13 protein-coding genes are annotated in these 19,067 nt (G+C 71.4%); 2 read left to right on the top strand and 11 right to left on the bottom strand.

What is annotated here, in order from left to right; all coding sequences use genetic code 11:
* Positions 1-46: 46 nt before the first annotated feature.
* The 6 genes from ACH4T9_RS24100 to ACH4T9_RS24075 form a co-directional block, all read right to left on the bottom strand.
* Positions 47-1,243, bottom strand: coding sequence for a glycosyltransferase (locus ACH4T9_RS24100; protein ID WP_396673603.1), 1,197 nt, complete (start codon positions 1,241-1,243; stop codon positions 47-49).
* A gap of 27 nt (positions 1,244-1,270) precedes the next feature.
* Entirely contained in the window at positions 1,271-2,431 is a 1,161-nt protein-coding gene (locus ACH4T9_RS24095) for a BtrH N-terminal domain-containing protein (RefSeq protein WP_396673602.1), read from the bottom strand.
* 141 nt (positions 2,432-2,572) lie between these two features.
* Positions 2,573-4,555: a B12-binding domain-containing radical SAM protein gene (locus tag ACH4T9_RS24090; protein WP_396686859.1), complete on the bottom strand. Its 1,983-nt coding sequence runs from the start codon at positions 4,553-4,555 to the stop codon at positions 2,573-2,575.
* Between the two features lie 728 nt (positions 4,556-5,283).
* On the bottom strand, positions 5,284-5,445 hold the full coding sequence (locus tag ACH4T9_RS24085) for a hypothetical protein (RefSeq protein ID WP_396673600.1): 162 nt from the start codon (positions 5,443-5,445) through the stop codon (positions 5,284-5,286).
* A gap of 52 nt (positions 5,446-5,497) precedes the next feature.
* A complete protein-coding gene (locus ACH4T9_RS24080) occupies positions 5,498-7,180 on the bottom strand; it encodes a long-chain-fatty-acid--CoA ligase (protein WP_396673599.1) in 1,683 nt (560 codons plus the stop codon).
* Positions 7,181-7,330: 150 nt separating this feature from the next.
* Positions 7,331-8,044: a spermidine synthase gene (locus ACH4T9_RS24075; RefSeq protein WP_396673598.1), complete on the bottom strand. Its 714-nt coding sequence runs from the start codon at positions 8,042-8,044 to the stop codon at positions 7,331-7,333.
* A gap of 168 nt (positions 8,045-8,212) precedes the next feature.
* On the opposite strand from ACH4T9_RS24075, the gene ACH4T9_RS24070 reads away from it, so the two are divergent.
* Positions 8,213-9,229 (top strand): zinc-binding dehydrogenase, encoded by a 1,017-nt coding sequence (locus tag ACH4T9_RS24070; protein WP_396673597.1) that lies wholly within the window; start codon positions 8,213-8,215, stop codon positions 9,227-9,229.
* A 122-nt stretch (positions 9,230-9,351) separates the two neighbouring features.
* Here ACH4T9_RS24070 and ACH4T9_RS24065 read toward each other — a convergent pair whose 3' ends face one another.
* From ACH4T9_RS24065 to ACH4T9_RS24050, 4 genes are all read right to left on the bottom strand, one after another.
* Positions 9,352-9,720 (bottom strand): DUF4180 domain-containing protein, encoded by a 369-nt coding sequence (locus ACH4T9_RS24065; RefSeq protein WP_396673596.1) that lies wholly within the window; start codon positions 9,718-9,720, stop codon positions 9,352-9,354.
* Complete coding sequence (locus ACH4T9_RS24060) at positions 9,713-10,171, bottom strand: helix-turn-helix domain-containing protein (RefSeq protein WP_396673595.1); 459 nt, start codon at positions 10,169-10,171, stop codon at positions 9,713-9,715. Before ACH4T9_RS24060 ends, ACH4T9_RS24065 begins: the two co-directional genes overlap by 8 nt.
* Positions 10,172-10,283: 112 nt before the next feature.
* Entirely contained in the window at positions 10,284-15,749 is a 5,466-nt protein-coding gene (locus ACH4T9_RS24055; RefSeq protein WP_396673594.1) for a carboxyl transferase domain-containing protein, read from the bottom strand.
* A gap of 301 nt (positions 15,750-16,050) precedes the next feature.
* The gene (locus ACH4T9_RS24050) at positions 16,051-17,142 is read right to left on the bottom strand and encodes a GH25 family lysozyme (RefSeq protein WP_396673593.1); all 1,092 of its coding nucleotides are present in this window, start codon (positions 17,140-17,142) and stop codon (positions 16,051-16,053) included.
* A 213-nt stretch (positions 17,143-17,355) separates the two neighbouring features.
* Here ACH4T9_RS24050 and ACH4T9_RS24045 point away from each other — a divergent pair, with 213 nt between their 5' ends.
* Positions 17,356-18,240 carry a peptidoglycan DD-metalloendopeptidase family protein gene (locus ACH4T9_RS24045; RefSeq protein WP_396673592.1) on the top strand — a complete coding sequence of 295 codons (885 nt, stop codon included), beginning with the start codon at positions 17,356-17,358 and terminating at the stop codon, positions 18,238-18,240.
* 45 nt (positions 18,241-18,285) lie between these two features.
* Here ACH4T9_RS24045 and ACH4T9_RS24040 read toward each other — a convergent pair whose 3' ends face one another.
* Positions 18,286-19,026: a class I SAM-dependent DNA methyltransferase gene (locus ACH4T9_RS24040; protein WP_396673591.1), complete on the bottom strand. Its 741-nt coding sequence runs from the start codon at positions 19,024-19,026 to the stop codon at positions 18,286-18,288.
* Positions 19,027-19,067: the final 41 nt, after the last annotated feature.

The raw sequence follows: 19,067 nt of genomic DNA, 5'->3' as shown, positions 1-19,067 counted from the left end.
CGCCGACGGTGAGCGGCGTCAGGTCGACGGTCACCCGGCCGACGCCCTACCTCGTGCGGGCGAATCTCCCGTCCACCGGGTACCGGACCTCGGTGCGGGAGGACGCCGCCATGAACTCGCAGTAGGCGAGGTGATAGGCGAGGCCGGCGAAGTGCGGAACCGTCTCGTTGAAGAGGTACGTGAAGTGGTCGATCTCGACGCGCCCGCGCCAGTCCTGCAGGAGGAGACCAGCGTTGCGTTGGGCGACCCCGCGCAGGATCTCGGCGGCGGCCTCGTACTCCTCCCGGGCCTGGCGGATCAGCCCGCGGTTGATCTCGGCGTGCAACAGGTCGGGTTCCAGCGCGAGCGCCCCCTTGAAGGCCGCTTCGGCCTCCTCCAGCTCGTTGAGCATGAGGTGCATGACGCCGACCATGTTGAGGAAGATGGAGTCCTCCGGGGCCAGCTTGGCCGCGGTCTGGAACGCCGCGAGGGCGTCGTGCGGACGATCCGCCGCACGGAGCACGTGGCCGTGGTAGGCCCACACCCGCGGTGCCGACGGGTCCGACTCGACGGCCTTGGAACTCCACTCGACCGCCTGCTCGAAGTTGCCGAGGGCGCGGTGCAGGAAACCCGCGTAGGCGGGCCACAGGCCGAGGTCGGGGTAGTCGGCGATCTGCTTCTCGGTGAGGTCGAGGTAGCGCCGCAGCTTGGCGGTGCGGTCCGCGACCGGCCGGACGTTGCCGGGATGGTTGAGGACCAGACCCGAGGACGCGATGACGCCCCCCATGTCCTGCACCGCCTCCTCCACCGATTCACCGACGAGCCGCCGGTACCGGATGTCCGGGTGGCTGCGGAAGAGCCGCACCGGGCGGTCGACCCAGATCGCGCCCACGGCCGTGAGATTGAACCGAAGGACGGTGTAGGCGAGATGGTCGTCGGGCGCCTGCTCGATGAGGGCGGCGACCCGTGGCCACTCGGTGGCGGGAAACTCCTCGTCCACGTCGAGGAACAACACCCAGGGCGTCTTCACCTGCTCCAGGGCCAGGTTCCGCGCGGCCGAGTAGCCGCCGTCCATCGTCGTCTGGATGAACGTGTCGGTGTGGGAACGCGCGATGTCCTGAGAGCCGTCGGTCGAACCCGTGTCCACGATGACGACGTCGCCGCAGACGGGCCCGGCCTCCGCAAGGCACCTCGGGAGGAACGCGGCCTCATCCTTGACGATGAGGCACAGCGTCAGCTCCGGAATCTTGATCTTGTTCACCATTTCTCCATCTCTCGGATCAGGGCCCGGCTAACCGCGCCCCATCGCCCGCCGGACCGTCGTCGCCCAGGCCCGCTCGGCGGCCAGTGCGTCGTCGTAGGTCTGCGCGAGCGCGTCATCGAGCTTCCCGCCGTCGGCGAGCGCCCGCTCCACGAGCGCACGCCAGCGGCCCGCTGCGGCTGCCGCCGCGAGCTGGCAGGCCGCCGCGTCGGCAGGGCTCGCCCCGGCCCGGTACAGGATCAGCCGCGCCGCGGCGCCCAGGATGTGTTGGCTGTCCACGTACCCGAACTGACGCCACGACGACTCCGGCACGACCCCGGCCAGGAACTCGGCTTTGGCCCGTACCGGCTCCTCGCCGGCGAGAACCGCGTCGGCCACGTCCGCGAGCTCGCTAGCGGCGTCGCGGACCACCTCGGCGGCAGTCGTCGGCGTCGGCCCGGCCGAGACGGTCAGGACCTGCCCGACCAGGTAGGGAACGCCGTGGGCCGCCCAGGCCGCGTGCGCGCGGGCGAGGTGTTCGCTCGGCACGTAGGCCGTCGTGCAGATGTCCCCGAGGACCTGCCGGAGGGTGACCGTCGGTTCGAACGGCACCGCGAACCGCAACGGTGTCTCCCAGGGGTCGAGCGGTGCCTGCCCGCCCGTCGAGTCGACGTGGAACAGCCTGGCGTTCGTCAGCGACTCGAGATGCAGCCCGTCCAGCACGGTGAACATCTCGCGCTGCTCGCGGTAGCCGGTCACCACGATGACGTGCCCCGAGTGGTGGCCGTCGTAGTAGGCGCGGCACGACGGCAGCTCACCCATGTCCATGGGGAGCAGCGGGACGCGGCCGTCGCGCAGGAGCCCGGCGAGTGTCTCCACCACGTTCTCGCCCCCGGAGCTGAACGTGTCGAGACGCAGTCCCAGGTGGGTGCGGAAGATGCGGTCCTGCACCGCGTCCACCTCGGCGCCCAGCCCGGTGTCCCAGCCCGTCGCGCTGTCGGCGCCCCGCCAGCGATCACCGACGTCGTAGCGATCCCACCGGTGGTTGTAGTGGACCCAGAGCTGGAAATGGACGTAGAAGGCGTCGTGCCGCTCCCGGCCCCACCGGGACGCGGCGAGCGCCCGGGGCACCCAGAAGCAGTGCAGCCCGTCCCGGTCGTACATGAGTGGAACGTGGGAGTGGGTGAAGCCGTCCAGGTCGATGTCATCCATGTGTTCCCCCACGCCCGTGGTCGTGCCGCATCGGCCCCTCCGATGTCCGGCGTCCAGATCCGGTGTCGACGGTCATGCGTCTCCCGCTCGGGGTCAGCGGGCGGCGTCGGGACCGTCGTGTGCCGACGCCGCCCGCCCCGATCAGGCCGGCGGGGACTCCTCGCAGAGTTCGAGGTGCCGCCGCCGGTTCGCGTTGGTGCTGGCGAAGCTGCGCAGATAGATGCGTCGGATGTCGTCGTTGCCCCGTGCGTCCCAGAGCCGTTCGTGGTGCTGGTAGCCCTCGATCCGCAGGGAGAACCTCGCCGGTGCGGCGAGGGCGAAGTCGGCGAGCGGCTGCCTGAAGTTGGAGTTCTTCCACCCGACCAGGTCGTAGCCGGACTCCAGGACCACGGTCTCGGGCACGGGCTCGTGCAGCGGGATGAACGACTGGATCTGCAACTGGGTGATCACGTCCAGCTGCTCCCGGAACGAGTCTGACGGCGTCTCACCGGTCAGTTCGCGGTGGAGCCGGAGGCCGCTCTGCGCGAACTCGTGGACGACCTCGGCGAACCGGCCCTCGGTGAACAGGTCGCTGAAGACCGCGTACTGGTAACGCATCGCCCCGAACTGGTTGTCGGTGACCTGCTCGGGTTGACTCTCGGCCAGCTCGCGGATGAGCTCGGCGACCTCCTCGCGGGTGTCGCGCATCATCGCCCGATGGCCGGTGAGGAACCGGCTGGCGAACTCGGCCAGGGTCGGGCACTGCTCGGGATCCGCCAGCATGGAGCGGATCACGGAGGTCGCCCGGACGCCGTTGGTCTCGAAGAAGAAGACCAACTCCCGCAGCCAGCCGTAGAACAGCGCGAAGTTGAAGAAGAAGATGAACTTGAAGAACCGGAGGTACTCCTGCTCCGGGATCGTCGAGGTCGCGACCACGAGCTCGTCCATCTCGAAGGTCTGCACGGAGTCGTACTCGGAGTAACCGTTCTCGGACAGGGCGAATCGGGTCTTCAGGCCGAACTTCTCGCGGTACTCCGCGAAGGCCATCTCGGCCTGGTCGAGGATGTTGAGCGCGTAGATGACGACGTTGTCGAAGCGGTGGTCGAGAACCTTGTCCAGGGAGTTCGTGAAGGAATCGATCGTCTCACCAGGCAATCCGAAGATCAGCTCGGTGGAGAGCACCAGGCTGTGCTCCCGGGCGAAGGCAGCAGCCTCCTCGATCGCGGTGTCCTTGACGTTGACCCGCTTGATGTTCTTCAGGACCTGCTTGTCCAGCGACTGGAAGCTGATGTTGAGCGGGATGAGGTCCCGCATGAGCAGGGTCACCTGCTTGACGTTCTTGGTCAGGTGCTTGTCGGTGTAGACCTGCACCACGGAGGGGTAGGAGAACGTGTCCTTCACCTTCCGGATGTGTTCGGCGATCTCGACGTCGCGGGGGAGGATCCCGAAGTTCTCGTCGGCGATGCGCAGCAGGGGATTCGACGTTCGAGCCTGGATGTAGTCGATCTCCTCCTTGACGCGCTCCACGCTGAACGCCCGCAGCTTGGACCACCAGTCGTGACCCGCCACGCAGAACGTGCACCGGTACGGGCAACCGCGTGACGTCTGGAGCAACGGGATGAACTCGGGATTCGCCAGGAAGTCGTCACACAGGCCGGTCAGGTAGGGCGACGGGATCTCCTCCAGGACGCCCACCCGGTCCAGCGGGTCACCCTGGAGGATCAGCCCCTCCTGCGTGAGCGAGTAGCACCCGTCCACCACCGTCCCCTTGACGTCGCTGGGGTCAGCCAGACCCAGGCACGTCTCGACGAGGTTGGCGAGCGGGTGCTCGCCCTCGCGGGAGATGTAGAAATCGGCGGCCTGGTTCCTGCGCAGGCCGGCCTGCGCGATGGGCTTCTCGGTGGGGATGTTCGGCCCGGCCACCGCGACGACGACCTTGGGGTGTCGCTGCTTCACGACACCGATCACCGCGTTGGTCAGTGCGGTGTTCCACGAGTAGTTGCCGAACGCGAAGACGTCGGGCACCTGCTCGTTCAGCGCTTCGTTGATCTGCTGCGTCGTGGCGAGTTGCTTGATCTGGATCGCGTCGCCGAACCGCGCCTTCAGATAGGAGTGCACGTAGGTCATCCCGAGCGGAACCGTCACGCGCAGGTTCTTTCCGGTCGTGCTGTGCAGGTGCGCCAGGAAGACGACCAGCGGCCGGCCGATCGCGGCTGCCCGGGCGCCGTGCCCGAAAGTGCGAGCATTGAGGCTCTCGACAGGAATGAAGGTTTGTCCAGGCTGCTCGATGACCATGTTTGCCTGCCCTCTCGGCATGGTGGACTGGCGACTCGTCTGCCAGCTCGGTGGAGCTGCCCGGGACGGTCGCTCGACGTGGGGGACGGAAGGACCAGAGTGGATCGCCGCAGCCGGCGTGAGCGTCGACAGCGTCAGGCCGGACATCATCGCGCCGCTGCGATGCGGAGTGCGCCGACCGGCGCGCTACGTCGGGTGTGCCGACGTGGGAGGGGAAACGCGACGCCGCCCGCTCCCCATGGATCGGGCCCTCAACGGATCCGATCCGGCGCTGCCGAGCCGAGGCTGGCTGTGCCGGGGCCGGCGACAGGCTCAGGCGGAGGGTGAACAGGGGATACCTTCAAGCCGCTTCCTTCCCGTGGAACGCCGGTCGGCGCGGTGATCTTGCCGAGGTCGGTTCGACGTTACGCGATCTACCGTCCTGGCACGACCCGTCACGGGCCTCGATTTCTCTGCGGCGGCGTATCTGTTCAGGGGCCCATGACGGTGTGAGACGTTGACGTAGCGAACGGTGCGGTGCCGCGGCGGGCGACGGCAGGATGGCAGGATATATAGCCGATGTCGGCATTTGCCAAGTCTTAGGTAGGTTCATGGAGATCGGTCTGGTCAGCCTCGCCGACCTCACTCCCGATCCGCACACCGACCCACCAACCACCGCCGAACAGCGGATCCGCGGGATCGTCCGGGTAGGACAGCTCGCCGACGAGGCCGGGCTGGACGTCTTCGCCGTCGGCGGACACCGTGCCGGTCAGTGTCCGAGGACGTCTTCGCCGTCGGCGAACACCGTGCCGGTCAGTGTCCGGCGAGCAGCCGGTCGCGGACCTCCCGGCGCAGGACCTTGCCGATCTGCGAGCGGGGCAGGTCCTCGACGATCACCACTCGGCGGGGGACCTTGTAGCCGGCCAGGTGCTCACGGCAGCCGGCCCGCAGTGCGGCCGCGTCGAGGTCGGCGTCGGGGTGCGGGACCACCGCCGCGACGACCTCCTCGCCGCCGTGCTCGCCCGGCAGGCCCACCGCGGCGGCGTCGCGTACGCCGGGCAGCCGGCGCAGCGCGTCCTCCACCTCGGACGGGTAGACGTTGAAGCCGCCGGTGATGATCAGTTCCTTGATCCGGTCGACCACCGTGACGAAGCCGTCCGCGTCCATCGTCACGATGTCGCCGGTGCGCAGCCAGCCGCCGGGCAGCAGCACCTTCGCGGTCTCCTCGGGGCGTCGCCAGTAGCCGGTGAAGACCTGCGGGCCGCGGACCAGCAGCTCGCCGGGCTCGCCCGGGGCCCGGTCCCGGGACGGGTCGTCGGGGTCGACGACGCGCACATCGGTGGAGGGGAAGGGCACCCCCACGGTGCCGGGCCGGCGGGCGGGGGAGACCGGGTTGCCCAGGGTGATCGGCGAGGACTCGGTCATGCCGTACCCCTCGACCAGCAGGCCGCCGGTCACCGACTCCCACAGCTGTACGGTGGCCGGCGGCAGGGCCATCGCGCCGGAGAGGGCGTACCGGACGGAGGTGAGGTCGACGCCGCGCTCCCGGGCGGCGGAGGCCAGCCGCTCGTAGATCGGCGGGACGGCGGGCAGGAACGTCGGCGGGCGGCGGCGGGCCGCGTCGAGGACCTGGTCGAGGTCGAAGCGGGGGAAGAGCACCAGGGTCGCCCCGATGCTCACCGAGAAGGTCAGGCAGAGCGTGAGCCCGTACGCGTGGAACAGCGGCAGTACCGCGTACACCGTCTCCGCGCCGTCGCGCAGGCCCGGCACCCACGCGCGGCCCTGCGCGGCGTTGGCCCGCAGGTTGCGGTGGGTCAGGACCGCGCCCTTCGGGGTGCCGGTGGTGCCGCCGGTGTACTGCAGCAGCGCGGTGTCGTCCGGGCCGGGCGCGGGATGGTCGGCCGGCAGCGGCCCGGCGGCGGCGAGCAGGTCCGCCCAGCGCGTCGCGCCCGGGGCCGGGCCGGTCATCGCCGCCCGGGTCGCGCGGGCGCTGGGCAGCGGCAGCCGCAGCGCCCACCGCTTGAGCCGGGGCAGCGCGCCGGTGAGGTCCACCGCCACCACGGTCTCCACCGCGCCCCGGCCCCGCACCAGGGGGGCGACCTTGTCCCAGACCACCGCCACCCGGGCGCCGTGGTCGGTGAGCTGCTGATCCAGCTCCTGGGCGGTGTAGAGCGGGTTGTGCTCGACCACCACCGCGCCCAGCCGCAGCGTCGCGTAGAAGGCGACCACGTGCTGGGGGCAGTTCGGCAGCACCAGCGCCACCCGGTCGCCCCGGGCGACGCCGAGCCGGCGCAGCGCCTCGGCGGCGCGGGCCACCTGGTCGGCCAGGTCCGCGTACGTGGTGGTGGCGCCGTAGAAGTCCAGCGCGACCCGGGGGCCGAACTGACTGGCGGCGTCCCGGAGCAGGTCGACCAGCGAGCCCGGGGGCTCGGCGATGGTGGCCGGCACGCCGGGGGCGTAGCTGCGCAGCCAGGGCCGGTCGGCGGTGGGTTCCACTCGGCTCTCCTCGGGCGTCGGGCGGCCGTCGGGGACGCCGTCGACCGGCCGCCAGCTTAACCCTACGCCCCGGTAACCTACGGTCGCGTAGGACGGCCTTTCCCGGTCCCGCCGCCGCCATGCCTGCCCAGGCGGGCGGGCGTGGGCCGGCTACCGGCGGGCGACGTAGACAGTGTTGGCGGACTCCCGGCCCTGCAACGGGTTGGGAAAGCGGACGACGTGGGCCAGCGAGGTCGGGAACACCCCGGTGAGCACCCGCTGGAAGTCGGTGTCCGGCGGGTCGTTGGACCACAGCGCGAAGACCCCGTCCGGGTGCAGCAGGTCGGCGAGGCGGCGCAGGCCGTCGGCCGTGTAGAACGGGGCGTGACTCGGGTGCAGCACGTGCCGGGGGGAGTGGTCCACGTCCAGCAGGATGGCGTGGAACCGTCGGCCGGCCTCGTCCGGGTCGAAGCCGGCCCCGCCGGCCACCGCCGCGAAGAAGTCCGCCCTGACGAATCGGGTGCGCGGGTCGTCGGCCAGCCCCGAGGCGAACGGCAGCAGCCCCCGCCGGTGCCAGTCGATGACGTCCTCGATCGCCTCCACCACCACCAGGGAGCGGACCCGGGGGTCCTCCAGGGCGGTGCGGGCCGTGTAGCCGAGGCCCAGGCCGCCGACCACGACGTCGAGGGCCGTGCCGGCAAGCGGCGCGAGCCCCAGCCGGGCCAGCTCGATCTCCGCCACCGGGAAGAGGCTGGACATCAGGAACTCGTCGTCCAGCTTGACCTCGTACACCTCGCGGTCCAGCGCGGGGTCGTGCCGCCGGCGCAGGCTGATCTCGCCGATCGGGGTCTCCCGCCAGGCCAGTTCCTCGAATCGCACGCTCACGCGGTTGCCTCACTTCGGCCGGGGTCCGAGCGGATGTTACCGCCCGCGCCGGCCCGGCCGCCGCAGCGACCCCATCCGGTACGCCCGCGGCGCATCCTCCGATCCGTCCCGGGTAACCCCGCCCGGAGGCGACCGAGCCAGGGCGACCGGCGGGGAGGGGTGGTGCTCGTGGCGGCGGAGATGCTGGCCGGACGACTGCACGTGGCGGACCGGAGGCTGCGGATGGAGACCGTGCCGGTCCCCGAGCCGGACCGGGGCCAGGTGCGGATCAGGGTCGAGGCGGCCGGGGTGTGCCTGTCCGACGTGCACCTGATCGAAGGCGCGCTCACCCCGCTCTACCTGCCCGGCGACGTGGTGACCCTCGGCCACGAGGTGGCGGGGGTCGTCGACGCCCTCGGCGACGACGCCGACGGCTGGGAGCCGGGGCAGCGGGTGCTGCTCCAGGCGGGGGAGCGGGACCGCACGGGGACCGTCTTCACCAGGGGCGTCGACTACGACGGCGGCTGGGCCGAGTACGCCCTGGCCCGCCAGGACACCGTCGTGCCGATCCCCGACGACCTGCCCTTCGAGCAGGCGTGCATCATCCCCGACGCGGTCTCCACCCCTTGGGCGGCGGTCACCGACACCGGCCGGACCCGCCCCGGCGAGGCGGCCGGCGTGTGGGGCGTCGGCGGCCTCGGCGCGCACGCCGTGCAGTTGTTGCGGCTGGTCGGGGCGGCCCCGGTCATCGCGGTGGAACCCCTCGCGGCGGCCCGCGAGCGGGCGTTGACCCTCGGCGCGGACGCCGCCCTCGATCCGGGTGACTCCGCGTTCCGGGACGCGGTCCTCGAGCTGACCGGCGGGCGCGGCCTGGACGTCGCCTTCGACTTCGCCGGGGTCACGCCCGTGCGGGAACAGGCGCTCACCGTGCTGGCGCGGCGGGGCCGGCTGGTGCTCGCCGGCATCGCCAACAAGCCGGTCACCATCGCCTCGGACAGCACCTTCAATTACCTGCAGCAGGCGGTGCTCGGCCACTACGGCTCGGAGGCCGGGCACGTCGAGCAACTCGTCGCCCTGGCCCGGCAGGGCCGCCTCGACCTCGCCGCCTCGATCAGCGACGTGCTGCCGCTCGCCGAGGCGGAGCAGGCCGTGGCACGGGTGCAGTCCAAGCAGGGCAACCCGATCCGCCTGATCCTCCACCCCTGACCCACCCACCACCCACCACGCCCACCCACCCACCCCACATCGCGCTCTTTCAGGGAATTAGTGGCCTCCTGCGCCGGAGAGGCCACTAATTCTCTGAAAGAGGGTGATCAGGTGGGGTGGGTTCAGGTTCGGGCGGTGAGCCGGGCTTCGAGCGCGTCGAGGTCGGGCAGGAACCAGACGTGCTCGGCCCGGTTCGACTCGTGGACCAGGGCGCGCAGGGCCGAACTGGCCGCCAGGTGCCGCGAGATGTCGCCGAGGACGGCCAGGCGTAGCTGGTAGTTGACGAACTTCTGCATGACCTCGCCCGCGAACCGGGTGTCCAGGGCGAAGAAGTCCCCGTCCAGCCGGCTCGCGGGCACGGCCACCACCTCGGCGCCGAGGAAGGCCGCGCCGATCAGGTCCAGCGCGTCCTGCACGGTCGTCACCGGCGGGCCGGCCGGGTCGCAGATCAGCACGGCCACCCCGGCCAGCTCCCGTACCTGGTCAGGCATGGTCGACCCTCCCGGCGAACAGGCCGTTGTCGCCGTCGAGCACAGCGTCGAGCAGGCGCAGCAGGTCGGCGGTGGTGGCGGCGTCGCCCAGGATCACGATCTTCATCCGGTCTCGTTCCTCGTCGTGGACGGTCTGGATGCGCAGCGGGCGCGCGGGGTCGTGGCCGGTGTTCGCCCCGGCCAGGACGAGCGTGCCCAGCCGGTCAGCCGCCGCCCGGTCGACGCCGTCGATCTGCACGATGCTGGACACCTCCACCGACGCGCCACCGGCCCGGGTCGGCAGCGGCTGGGACCGCCCGGTCAGCGCGTCGAGATCGGCACGGGCGATCCGGTACTGCTTGCCGATCCGCACCGCCGCGAGCCGGCCCGAGCGGATGTAGCCGCGGACCGTGCGCACGTGCAGGCCGAGCAGCTCGGCCACCTGCTCGACCGAGTACATTTCTTCCCTCATCGTGACCCATCATAGGCGCGATGGGGAAGGATGAGGAGTGGGGGTGGCACAAAAAGCCGTGGCCTCCGCCCGAAGGAGGAGGCCACGGTTCATGATCGTTGCAGCGGGACCGTCAGCGCAGGCGGGACTCGATGGACTCGATGATCCGTGGGCGCAGTTCCGCGGCGCGGATGACGGCGTCGACGGAGCCGACCTCGACCGCGCGTTGGATGTTGTGCACGCGGTCGAACTCCGTGGCCACCTCGCCGAGCTTCTCCGGGCGGACCGTCGAGCGGAGCTCGTCGAGCTCGGCGGTCAACGCGGCGCGGTCGGCGCCGGAGGCCGCCGCGACGCGGGCCTCCAGGTCCCGCACCCGCGGGTCGGCCGCGGTGCGGGCGTTGACGTCGCCGGAGAACACCACCGCGGCGGCGGGAGCGCCGCCGAGCACCGAGGCGAACGAGCCTTCCAGCGCGAGCACGGTCATGTTCGGGTTCAGCGCCTTCGAGAACACCACGAACGCGCCGCCGTGGTACCGCGAGATCACGCAGAACACGATGGGCCCACGGAAGTTCACGATCGCCCGGCCGATCTCGGCGCCGTACTCCAGTTGAAGCTTCCGCATCGACTCCGGCGAGCCGTCGAAGCCCGACAGGTTCGCCAGCACCACCAGCGGCCGGTTGCCGCTGGCCGCGTTGATCGCCCGCGCGGCCTTCCTCGACGACTGCGGGAACAGCGTGCCAGCCGTGTAGGTGTCCGGGCCGTCGGTGGGCGGGAAGCCCCGCCGGGACACCGACCGTGACTCGATGCCGAGCAGGCACACCGGCATGCCGCCGAGATGCACGTCCTGCACCACCGCGGTCTCCGCGTCGGCCATGCCCGCCCAGCGTTCCAGCACCGGGTGGTCCTGGTCGGACAGCGCCCGCATCACGGACCGGATGTCGAACGGCTTCTTGCGGTCCGGGTTGGCCTCGGCGGAGAAGATCTCGCCGACGGTGGTGAAGTCGCTGCCCGCCACGGTGTGCGGGAAGTCGGAGATGTCGCGGTCGACGGGGTCGGTCGTCCTCGCCCGTCGCGGCCCCTCCTCGCCGGGCGCGACGTACGTGTGGTCGTAGTGCGACATCAGCACGGCCCGCGCGGCGGTCAGGCTCGGCGCCCAGTACTGCGCCTGCCCGTTCGGGCCCATCACCCGGTCGTAGCCGCCGATGCCGAAGTTGTCCTCGGCCGACACGCCACCGGAGAAGTCGAGCGACTGCTTGCCGGTGAGCACCATCGCCGAGTCCGGCGTCATCACCAGGATGCCCCTGGTGTGCATGAGCATCGTCGCCTCGGCGTTCCAGTACGGCTGCGCGCCGACGTTGATGCCCGCGACCACGATGTTGATCTCGCCGCCGTCCTGGGTGAACTCGACGATCCGCTTGAGCGTCGCCGCCACCCAGTCCATGTTCTCCGTGCCGGACTCCATGGAGATCCGCGCGCCGGAGGACAGCGCGTACCACTCCAGCGGCACCTGCATCCGCTCGGCCAGGTCCAGCGCGGCGTTCACGCGGCGGCACTCCGGCTCCGACAACGCCCCGAGCGACTTCGTCGGGTCGCCGAGCAGCACGACCCTGGTGACGCCCTGCGGGTGTCGCCGGGTCGGCGTGGCGACCACGCCCGCGACGATCGCCGCCCGGTTGCGGCCCTTGGGCCGGTCGACCGGAACCAGCACGTGGTTCTCGTCGAGGTCGTGCTCGACGAAGTCGCCGAGCAGCCCGGTCAGCTCGTACGGGTACACCGTGTTGCGGCTGCTCGCCCGCAGCACCTTCAGCCGGTAGTCGTCGAGCGGCTCGACCGGCTCGTCCGACGGCTCGCCGATGGTCAGCTCGGTGCCGCCGGTGGCGTCGAAGGAGACGCGTACGGCGATCTTGGTCAGCTCACCGGTCGTCCGGTCGCGCTGCCGCGCGATGAACAGGATCTCCTCCAGCCCGGCGCCCGCGGTCGTCGGCAGCACACGCCCGGCGATCGTCTCCAGCTCGGCGCGGGTGAGGTCGCTCGGCGGCCAGACGTAGATCACGATCCGGTTGGTGTTGAAGCGCTTCTTCGACGGCCGCCGCGACTGCGCGCGGCGGATGGAGTCGAGGCAGGTGGCGACGGTGTCCTCGGCCGTGGGCAGCGCGATCAGCCTGCCGTCGTGCTCGCGCAGCTCGGTCAGGTCGCGTACCTGGGCGAACGCGACGAGTCGGTCGTCCGACGGGTTCTCCCGCGCCTCGCACTGGAAGAGGTAGACCTCCTCGTCCGACGACGGCAGCCGGGTGAGGTCGAACTTGCGCAGCCGCTCAAGCTGCATCCGCTGCGCGATGTACGGGTGCAGGCCGCGGATCAGCCGCTCCTCGGCCATCCCGGTGGTCGACGGGCGGAACGTGAAGTGGTGGTGCATCACCGCGCCGCGGCTGCCCGCGACGGTGGCGGTGAGCCTGCTGACGTGGCTCGGCAGCGGGTGCGCGGCGATGACCTCGTGCAGGGCGGCGGCCATCGCGTCGGAGTCCTCGGGCTGCCCCTCCCACGCGAGGTAGATGTCGGCGTCGATGGCCTCCTGGCCGTTCGCCAGCTCGGCGAGCCCGCGCAGCGCGTCGCCCAGCGCCTCGAACCTGACCGCCGAGGTCACCAGCCGCGAGCCGGCCCGCTCGGCGACCACGAATCTGCAGCCCGAGACGTCGCCGGTGCGGACACCGGTGAGGCCCTTGTTGCCGTAGTACCGCCGGGTCAGCACCTCCAGCAGCACCGAGTTGTCCATGGCGCCGCGGACGAGCCGCTGGCCGAGCAGCCGTACCAGGGGCTCGGTGCTGCGTACCATCTCGGCGATGCGCTCGGCGCGGTCCGGCGTGTCCGGGTGCTCGTCGAGGAAGCGCAGGTGCTTGCGGACGCCGGCGTACACGAGGGCGCGGTTGCGGCGCAGCAGCGGCTGGCCGAACCACGCGAACACCACGCCGCGGGCGAGGTCGGCCACCACGGGGAAGCGGACCTGCGTCGCGGCCACCAGCCGTTCCAGCGCGAGACCGGCGGGCTCGCGCAGCGTCTCGTCCGGCGGCGGCTCGCGCAGCCACGCCCGCAGCAGCGTCGTGACGACCATGGCGTCGGTCGACGCCCGCTGTAGCGCGAGGAAGATCCGGAACACCGCGGCTTCGAGCTCGGGCGAGCGCTCCAGGTCGGGTACGCCGTAGTGCCCGAGGGCCTTGGCGAGCTTGGCCTGGAACGCCTCCGGCAGCCCGGCCCGCTCGACGTCGAGGCTCTGCAGATAGGTGTGGAAGTGCTCGCGGTCGCTGTGCACGTGGCCGTCGCCGCCGCCGTCCTCACCCGCCGGCCGGTTGCGGCTCAGCTCCGTCAGGTCGGCGAACAGGGAGACGAGTTCGAGCTCCTCGGCGAGGGGGCGCGTGCGGTCCTCGGTGCTCTTCCGGCGCGCGGCGAGGTAGTCGTCGAGCACACGGCGCTCGTCGTGCGGGTCGACGTCGTAGCCCAGCAGCAGGCTGCGCAGGTCTTCCTGGCCGCGCCGGGTGCGCTCCCGCGCCGGCACCTCCTCGGGCGCGGCAGGCAGGTCCAGCTCGACGGCGTTGCCGGCCGAGGCGTTCTCGGCGTCGGCGTCGTCGTCGGCGAGCGGCTCCAGCCGCAGCAGCGGGGCGCCGGTCTCCACCTGGCTGCCCACGAACACGAGGCATTCCTTCAGCCGGGCCTTGAACGGCGCCCGCAGCACCGTTTCCATCTTCATGCTCTCCAGCACCAGCAGCGGAGCGCCCGCCTCGACCTCGCCCCCGACCTTCAGCGGCGTCGCGACGACCAGCGCGGGCGCGGGGGAGCGGACGACGCCGCCCTCGTCGCGGCTGACCCGGTGCGTCACGCCGTCCACCTCGACCAGGTGGATCGGCCCGTACGTGCTGGTGAGCAGGCGGTACCGGGTGCCGTTGACGAGAACCTGCCCGGTGTGCCGGTCGAAGCGGTCGAGCTCGACGTCGGCGGTGCGGACGTCGTCACCCGCCTCGACGCCGACGCGGAATCGGTGCGCGCCGACCCGCGCCACGCGGACGCGGTAGCCGGCGCCGCGCAGCTTCAGATCCAGCGGGCGGCCGCTCTCGTGCTGCACCTGCGGGCGTCCGCCGAACGCCGTCGACACCAGCCGCTGGCGCTCGGCGCGTTCCTCCTCCTCGTACGCCTCGATGGCGGCGGCGGCCAACGCGACGGCGGAGTGCCGGTGCGTGACGAGCCGGCCCTCGCCGCGGACGCGGTCGATCCAACCGGTGTCCGCGCTGGCGTCGATCACCTCGGGCTGGTCGAGCAGGTCGAGCACGAAGCTCTTGTTCGTCGCGCCGCCCTCGATGATCACCGTGGTCTGGGCCATCGCCCGGCGCAGCCGGCCGAGCGCCTCGTCGCGGTCGCGGCCGTAGGCGATGATCTTCGCGATCATGGAGTCGAAGTCGGCGGGGATGGTGTCACCCTCGCTGACTCCGGTGTCCACCCGGATGCCCGGCCCGGCGGGCAGGGCCAGCCGCGCGATGCGGCCCGGGGAGGGCGCGAAGTCGCGGTCGGGGTCCTCGGCGTTCAGCCGGGCCTCGATGGCGTGCCCGCGCTCCGCCGGCGGCTCACCTTCGAGCCGCCCGCCCGAGGCCACGTGCAGCTGCGCCTTGACCAGGTCGAACCCGGTGGTGGACTCGGTGATCGGGTGCTCGACCTGCAGGCGGGTGTTGACCTCGAGGAACGCGAACAGCTTGTCGCCGGGGTGGTAGAGGAACTCGACGGTCGCCGCGCCGCGGTAGCCGACCGCGAGGGCCAGCCGTTCGGCCGACGTCTTGAGCTCGGCCGTCTGCGCGGGGCTGAGCACCGGCGACGCCGACTCCTCGATGACCTTCTGGTTGCGCCGCTGCACCGAGCAGTCGCGGACCCCGAGCGCCCAGGCGGTGCCCGCGCCGTCGGCGATCACCTGGACCTCGACGTGCCGGGCACCGGTGACCAGGCGCTCCAGGAACACGACGCCGCTGCCGAACGCCCGCGCGGCCTCCTGGCTGGTGCGCTCGTAGGCGTCGGCGAGTTCGGCCTCGTTCGTGACCACGCGGATGCCGCGCCCGCCGCCGCCCGCGGTCGCCTTCAGCATCAGCGGGTAGCCGATCCCGGCCGCCGCCGCCAGCGCGGCGTCCAGGGTCTCGACCGCGCCGCGGCTCCACGGCGCGACCGGAACGCCGACCTCCTCGGCGATCAGCTTCGCGCCGATCTTGTCGCCGAGCTTGCGCATGGCCTCCGCGCTCGGCCCGACGAAGGTGACTCCGACCTTCTCGCACAGCTCCGCGAACGCCGGGTCCTCCGCGACGAAGCCCCAGCCGACCCAGGCGGCGTCGGCCCCGGTCTCCACCAGCGCGCGTTCCAGCACCTTCAGGTCGAGGTACGGGCGCGCGGACGCGGGACCGAGATCGTAGGACAGGTCCGCCTCGCGGACGAAGGTGGCCGCACGGTCGACGTCGGTGTGCAGGGCGACAGTCTCGATCCGGGTCCTGGTCTCCGCGGCGATGTCCCGTACGGCGTGGATGAGCCGCATGGCGGCCTCACCACGGTTGACGATGGCGACACGACTGAACACCCGACCGAGCCCTTCTGTAGTCCGACGACGGGTGTGCCGCGACACGGCGACCCCCGGCAGTGTTCACCCTTCCGTCTGCCGGTGGGGAACGCCATGTCGCAGACAACGCACGCTGGACGGCGACAGTTGTAGGAAACCTACAAAGACCGTTGGCCGCACACGCCTAACCAGGGCAGGTGCGAACGGAGTGGGGGCAATTTTCGCTATACGTCGACTGTGACGCGGATCACGATCGCAGCGGGGGGCGGCGCAGGCCGATCCCCGGCCGCCCCGCCGCCCCGCTATCCCGCCGTCCCGTCGGTCAGTCCCACCGGTCCTGGTTGAGGAACCGGGCGAAGCCCCGCCACGAGTTCGGCCCCATCGCCCCGTCGATCGGGCCGGTGTAGCCGTAGCCTGCGGCGAGCCGCTGCACCGCCTTCCACGAGTTCGGCCCCATCACCCCGTCGATCGGGCCGGTGTAGCCGTAGCCGCGCATGGCCCGTTGCAGCGCCGCGTAGGTGTTCGCCCCGGGCACGCCGTCGATCGGGCCGGCGTAGCCGGACGTGATGGACAGCCAGTTCTGGGCGCGCATCCACATGACCGGCCCAGGGGTGCCGTCCTGCTCGGTCGTGGTCTTGGGCAGCGGGTCGTCCGCCGGCGGGTCGGTCGGTCCGCCGTTGACGATCTCGAACGCGCTCGGCTTGGCCACGTTCAGGTCCACCCGGGCGATGCCGCCGGTCGATCCCGCCGAGCTGTACTGGTGCGCGCTCCAGGTCGGGTAGGCGCCGCCCAGGTTCGGCTCACCGGGGTAGCTGCCGTTGTTGGCGCCCCACATCGCCACCCAGAGCTTCACGCCCGCCGCGATCGTTCGCGGCCACGTCCGGGAGCGCAGGTCGGTCGCGCCCAGGTACAGCCAGGGCACGTGGTTGCCGATCCGGTCGCGCATCCGCTGGAAGAAGGTCGTGACCTCGGTGTCGTTCCACAGCCTCGTCGAGTCGTCGAGCACCTCGTTGTCCAGCGCGATCACGTCGCCGGGCCGGTAGTCGCGCAGGTGGGCGGCGAAGTAGTCGGCGGCCTGGGTGGGGGTCTGGAAGTCCCCGGCCAGCCAGTAGTGGCCGACCCTGAGCCCCGCCGCCCGCGCGCCGTTCACCTGGATCGCGTACTGCGAGCCGATGTACGGGCCCTCTGACAGCTGGGAGCCGCCGGCCTTCACGATCACGAACTGGTGGCCGTCGGCGCGGACGTCGGCGAAGTCGATGCCGGCCTGCCAGGTGGCCACGTCGATGCCGGACACCGTGCCGGGCGGCACCGCTGCGGCGGCGGGCGTCGCGGTGGCGGGCGTCACCCCGACGCTCATCGGCAACGCGACGGCGATGGCGACTGCCACCGCGAGCCGCCCCAGAACGGCGGTCATGCCGGGTCTCCTGCCGGAGCGCCCGTGCCGCCGCGTGGCGAGCTGGTCGTTCTACACGCATCGATGATCATCGAGCAATGGTAGAGGGTGGCCAGGCGTGGCACCACCCCTACGCCGGGCGTGCGGGCCGGGCCTTCAAGCATTGATGTACGCCACTTCAAGGGCTACCCTCTGCACGTCAATGATCACCTACGACCGTGCGGAGGAACGATTATGGGCCGTGAACACCTGCCCGGCTGCTGTGGCGGTGGCGGAGAGCAACCGCAGGCCGGGCTCAGTCGCCGTACGCTGCTGCGCGGCACCGCCCTGACCACCGGCGCCCTCGCCGTCGGCGGTGTCTTCGGGCTGCCCGGGATCGCCCACGCCGCGCCGTCGATCTACAACCCGTTCGCCGGCTACGCGATCACCGGATCCTGGCAGGACCACCTCAACAGCGGCTCGCTCGGCGGCATCGACTTCGGGATGGGCGTCGGCACCAACCTGCCGGCCTGCGGCGCCGGCACGATCCAGAACATCCCGAACAACGGCACCGGTGGGCACACCGTCACGATCCACCACGCGGACGGATACCGCAGCCAGTACATGCACCTGTCGCAGTTCCTGCTGGGCAACGGCGCAGCGGTCGGCGCCGGTGCGATCGTGGGACGGTCCGGTGGGGCCGTCGGTGCCCCCGGTTCCGGCAGCTCCACCGGCCCGCACCTGCACTGGCACATGATCAACCCGAGTGGGGTACGGATCAACCCGCTCACCTACATCGGCCAGAACCCGGGCGGCGGCCTGCCCAAGACTTCGACCGAGCAGGACGGCATCCCGGGCGCCATCTTCTACAAGCGGATGCAGAACTGGCTGCGGATCACCTCGGGCTACACCGGCCCGATCGACGGTGTGCCGGGGGCGAACACCTACGCGGCGCTGCAACGGGCCATGCGCGGCTACGGCTACACCGGCCCGATCGACGGGGTGATGGGTACGAACTCGTGGAAGGCCGTGCAGCGGCTCGCCGCAGGCTACGGCTACACCGGCCCGATCGACGGGGCGATGGGGCCGAACTCGTGGCGGGGCTTCGCCCGGTTCCTCAACCAGGACCGGTGGAACTGACCTTCCCCGGACCCGCGTTGCCGGCCGGCTGACCGTCGCCAACGGTCAGTCGGCCGGCTTCTCCCAGACCGAGACGTGTCCGGTGCTCTCGTGGGTGAAGGGCTCCCGGGCCCAGCCCGACCAGCGGTCGCACAGGTGTAGCCCGGCGAGCTGGGCCATCAGGTCCAGCTCGGCGGGCCACACGTACCGGAACGGAATCGAGCGGAACTCGCCGCGTCCGTCGATGACCCTGACGTAGTTCGAGCTGCACGCCTGGGTGGCCGTGTCGTAGACGTCGTACGCCCACCGGGTCGGGCTGGTGTGCCACGGCACGACGTTCTCGCCGGGCGGGAGCTTGCGCAGCAGCGGCACCTCCACCTCGATCACGAAGCGTCCCCCGGGTTCGAGGTGCGCCGCGACGTTACGGAAGCAGGCCACCTGCTCCGCCTGGCTGGTCAGGTTCATGATCGTGTTGTAGACCAGGTAGGCGAGCGAGAACGTCCCGGCCACCCTGGTCGTCGCGAAGTCGCCCATCGTCACGCCGACCGCGTCGCCGCCGGGCTTGGCGCGCAGCCGGGCCACCATCGCCCGGGACAGGTCGACGCCGTGCACCGGCACCCCGCGACCGGCCAGCGGCAGCGCGATTCGTCCCGTCCCGACGCCCAGTTCCAGGGCCCGGCCGCCGCCGGCCAGCTCCGCCAGCACGTCCACCGTGGCGGCCACCACGCCCGGGTCGAACCGCTCGTCCGACGGGTCGTCGTACCTCGCCGCCACCCGCTCCCCGAAGTATCCGTCCCCGTCGTCCATCGACGGACCGTATCGCGACCGCCTCCCGGGACGCCGGGAAT

This window comes from Micromonospora sp. NPDC020750 (genome assembly GCF_044334565.1).
GTDB lineage: Bacteria > Actinomycetota > Actinomycetes > Mycobacteriales > Micromonosporaceae > Micromonospora.
Note: the sequence above shows the minus strand (reverse complement) of the source record. Positions and strands in the feature narration are given on the sequence as shown.

Coding starts and splice junctions, on each gene's coding strand:
- ACH4T9_RS24060 (WP_396673595.1), bottom strand. CDS start 10,171: ATGAGGGAAGAAATGTACTCGGTCGAGCAGGTGGCCGAGCTGCTCGGC.
- ACH4T9_RS24065 (WP_396673596.1), bottom strand. CDS start 9,720: ATGCCTGACCAGGTACGGGAGCTGGCCGGGGTGGCCGTGCTGATCTGC.
- ACH4T9_RS24050 (WP_396673593.1), bottom strand. CDS start 17,142: ATGACCGCCGTTCTGGGGCGGCTCGCGGTGGCAGTCGCCATCGCCGTC.
- ACH4T9_RS24100 (WP_396673603.1), bottom strand. CDS start 1,243: ATGGTGAACAAGATCAAGATTCCGGAGCTGACGCTGTGCCTCATCGTC.
- ACH4T9_RS24040 (WP_396673591.1), bottom strand. CDS start 19,026: ATGGACGACGGGGACGGATACTTCGGGGAGCGGGTGGCGGCGAGGTAC.
- ACH4T9_RS24095 (WP_396673602.1), bottom strand. CDS start 2,431: ATGGATGACATCGACCTGGACGGCTTCACCCACTCCCACGTTCCACTC.
- ACH4T9_RS24045 (WP_396673592.1), top strand. CDS start 17,356: ATGGGCCGTGAACACCTGCCCGGCTGCTGTGGCGGTGGCGGAGAGCAA.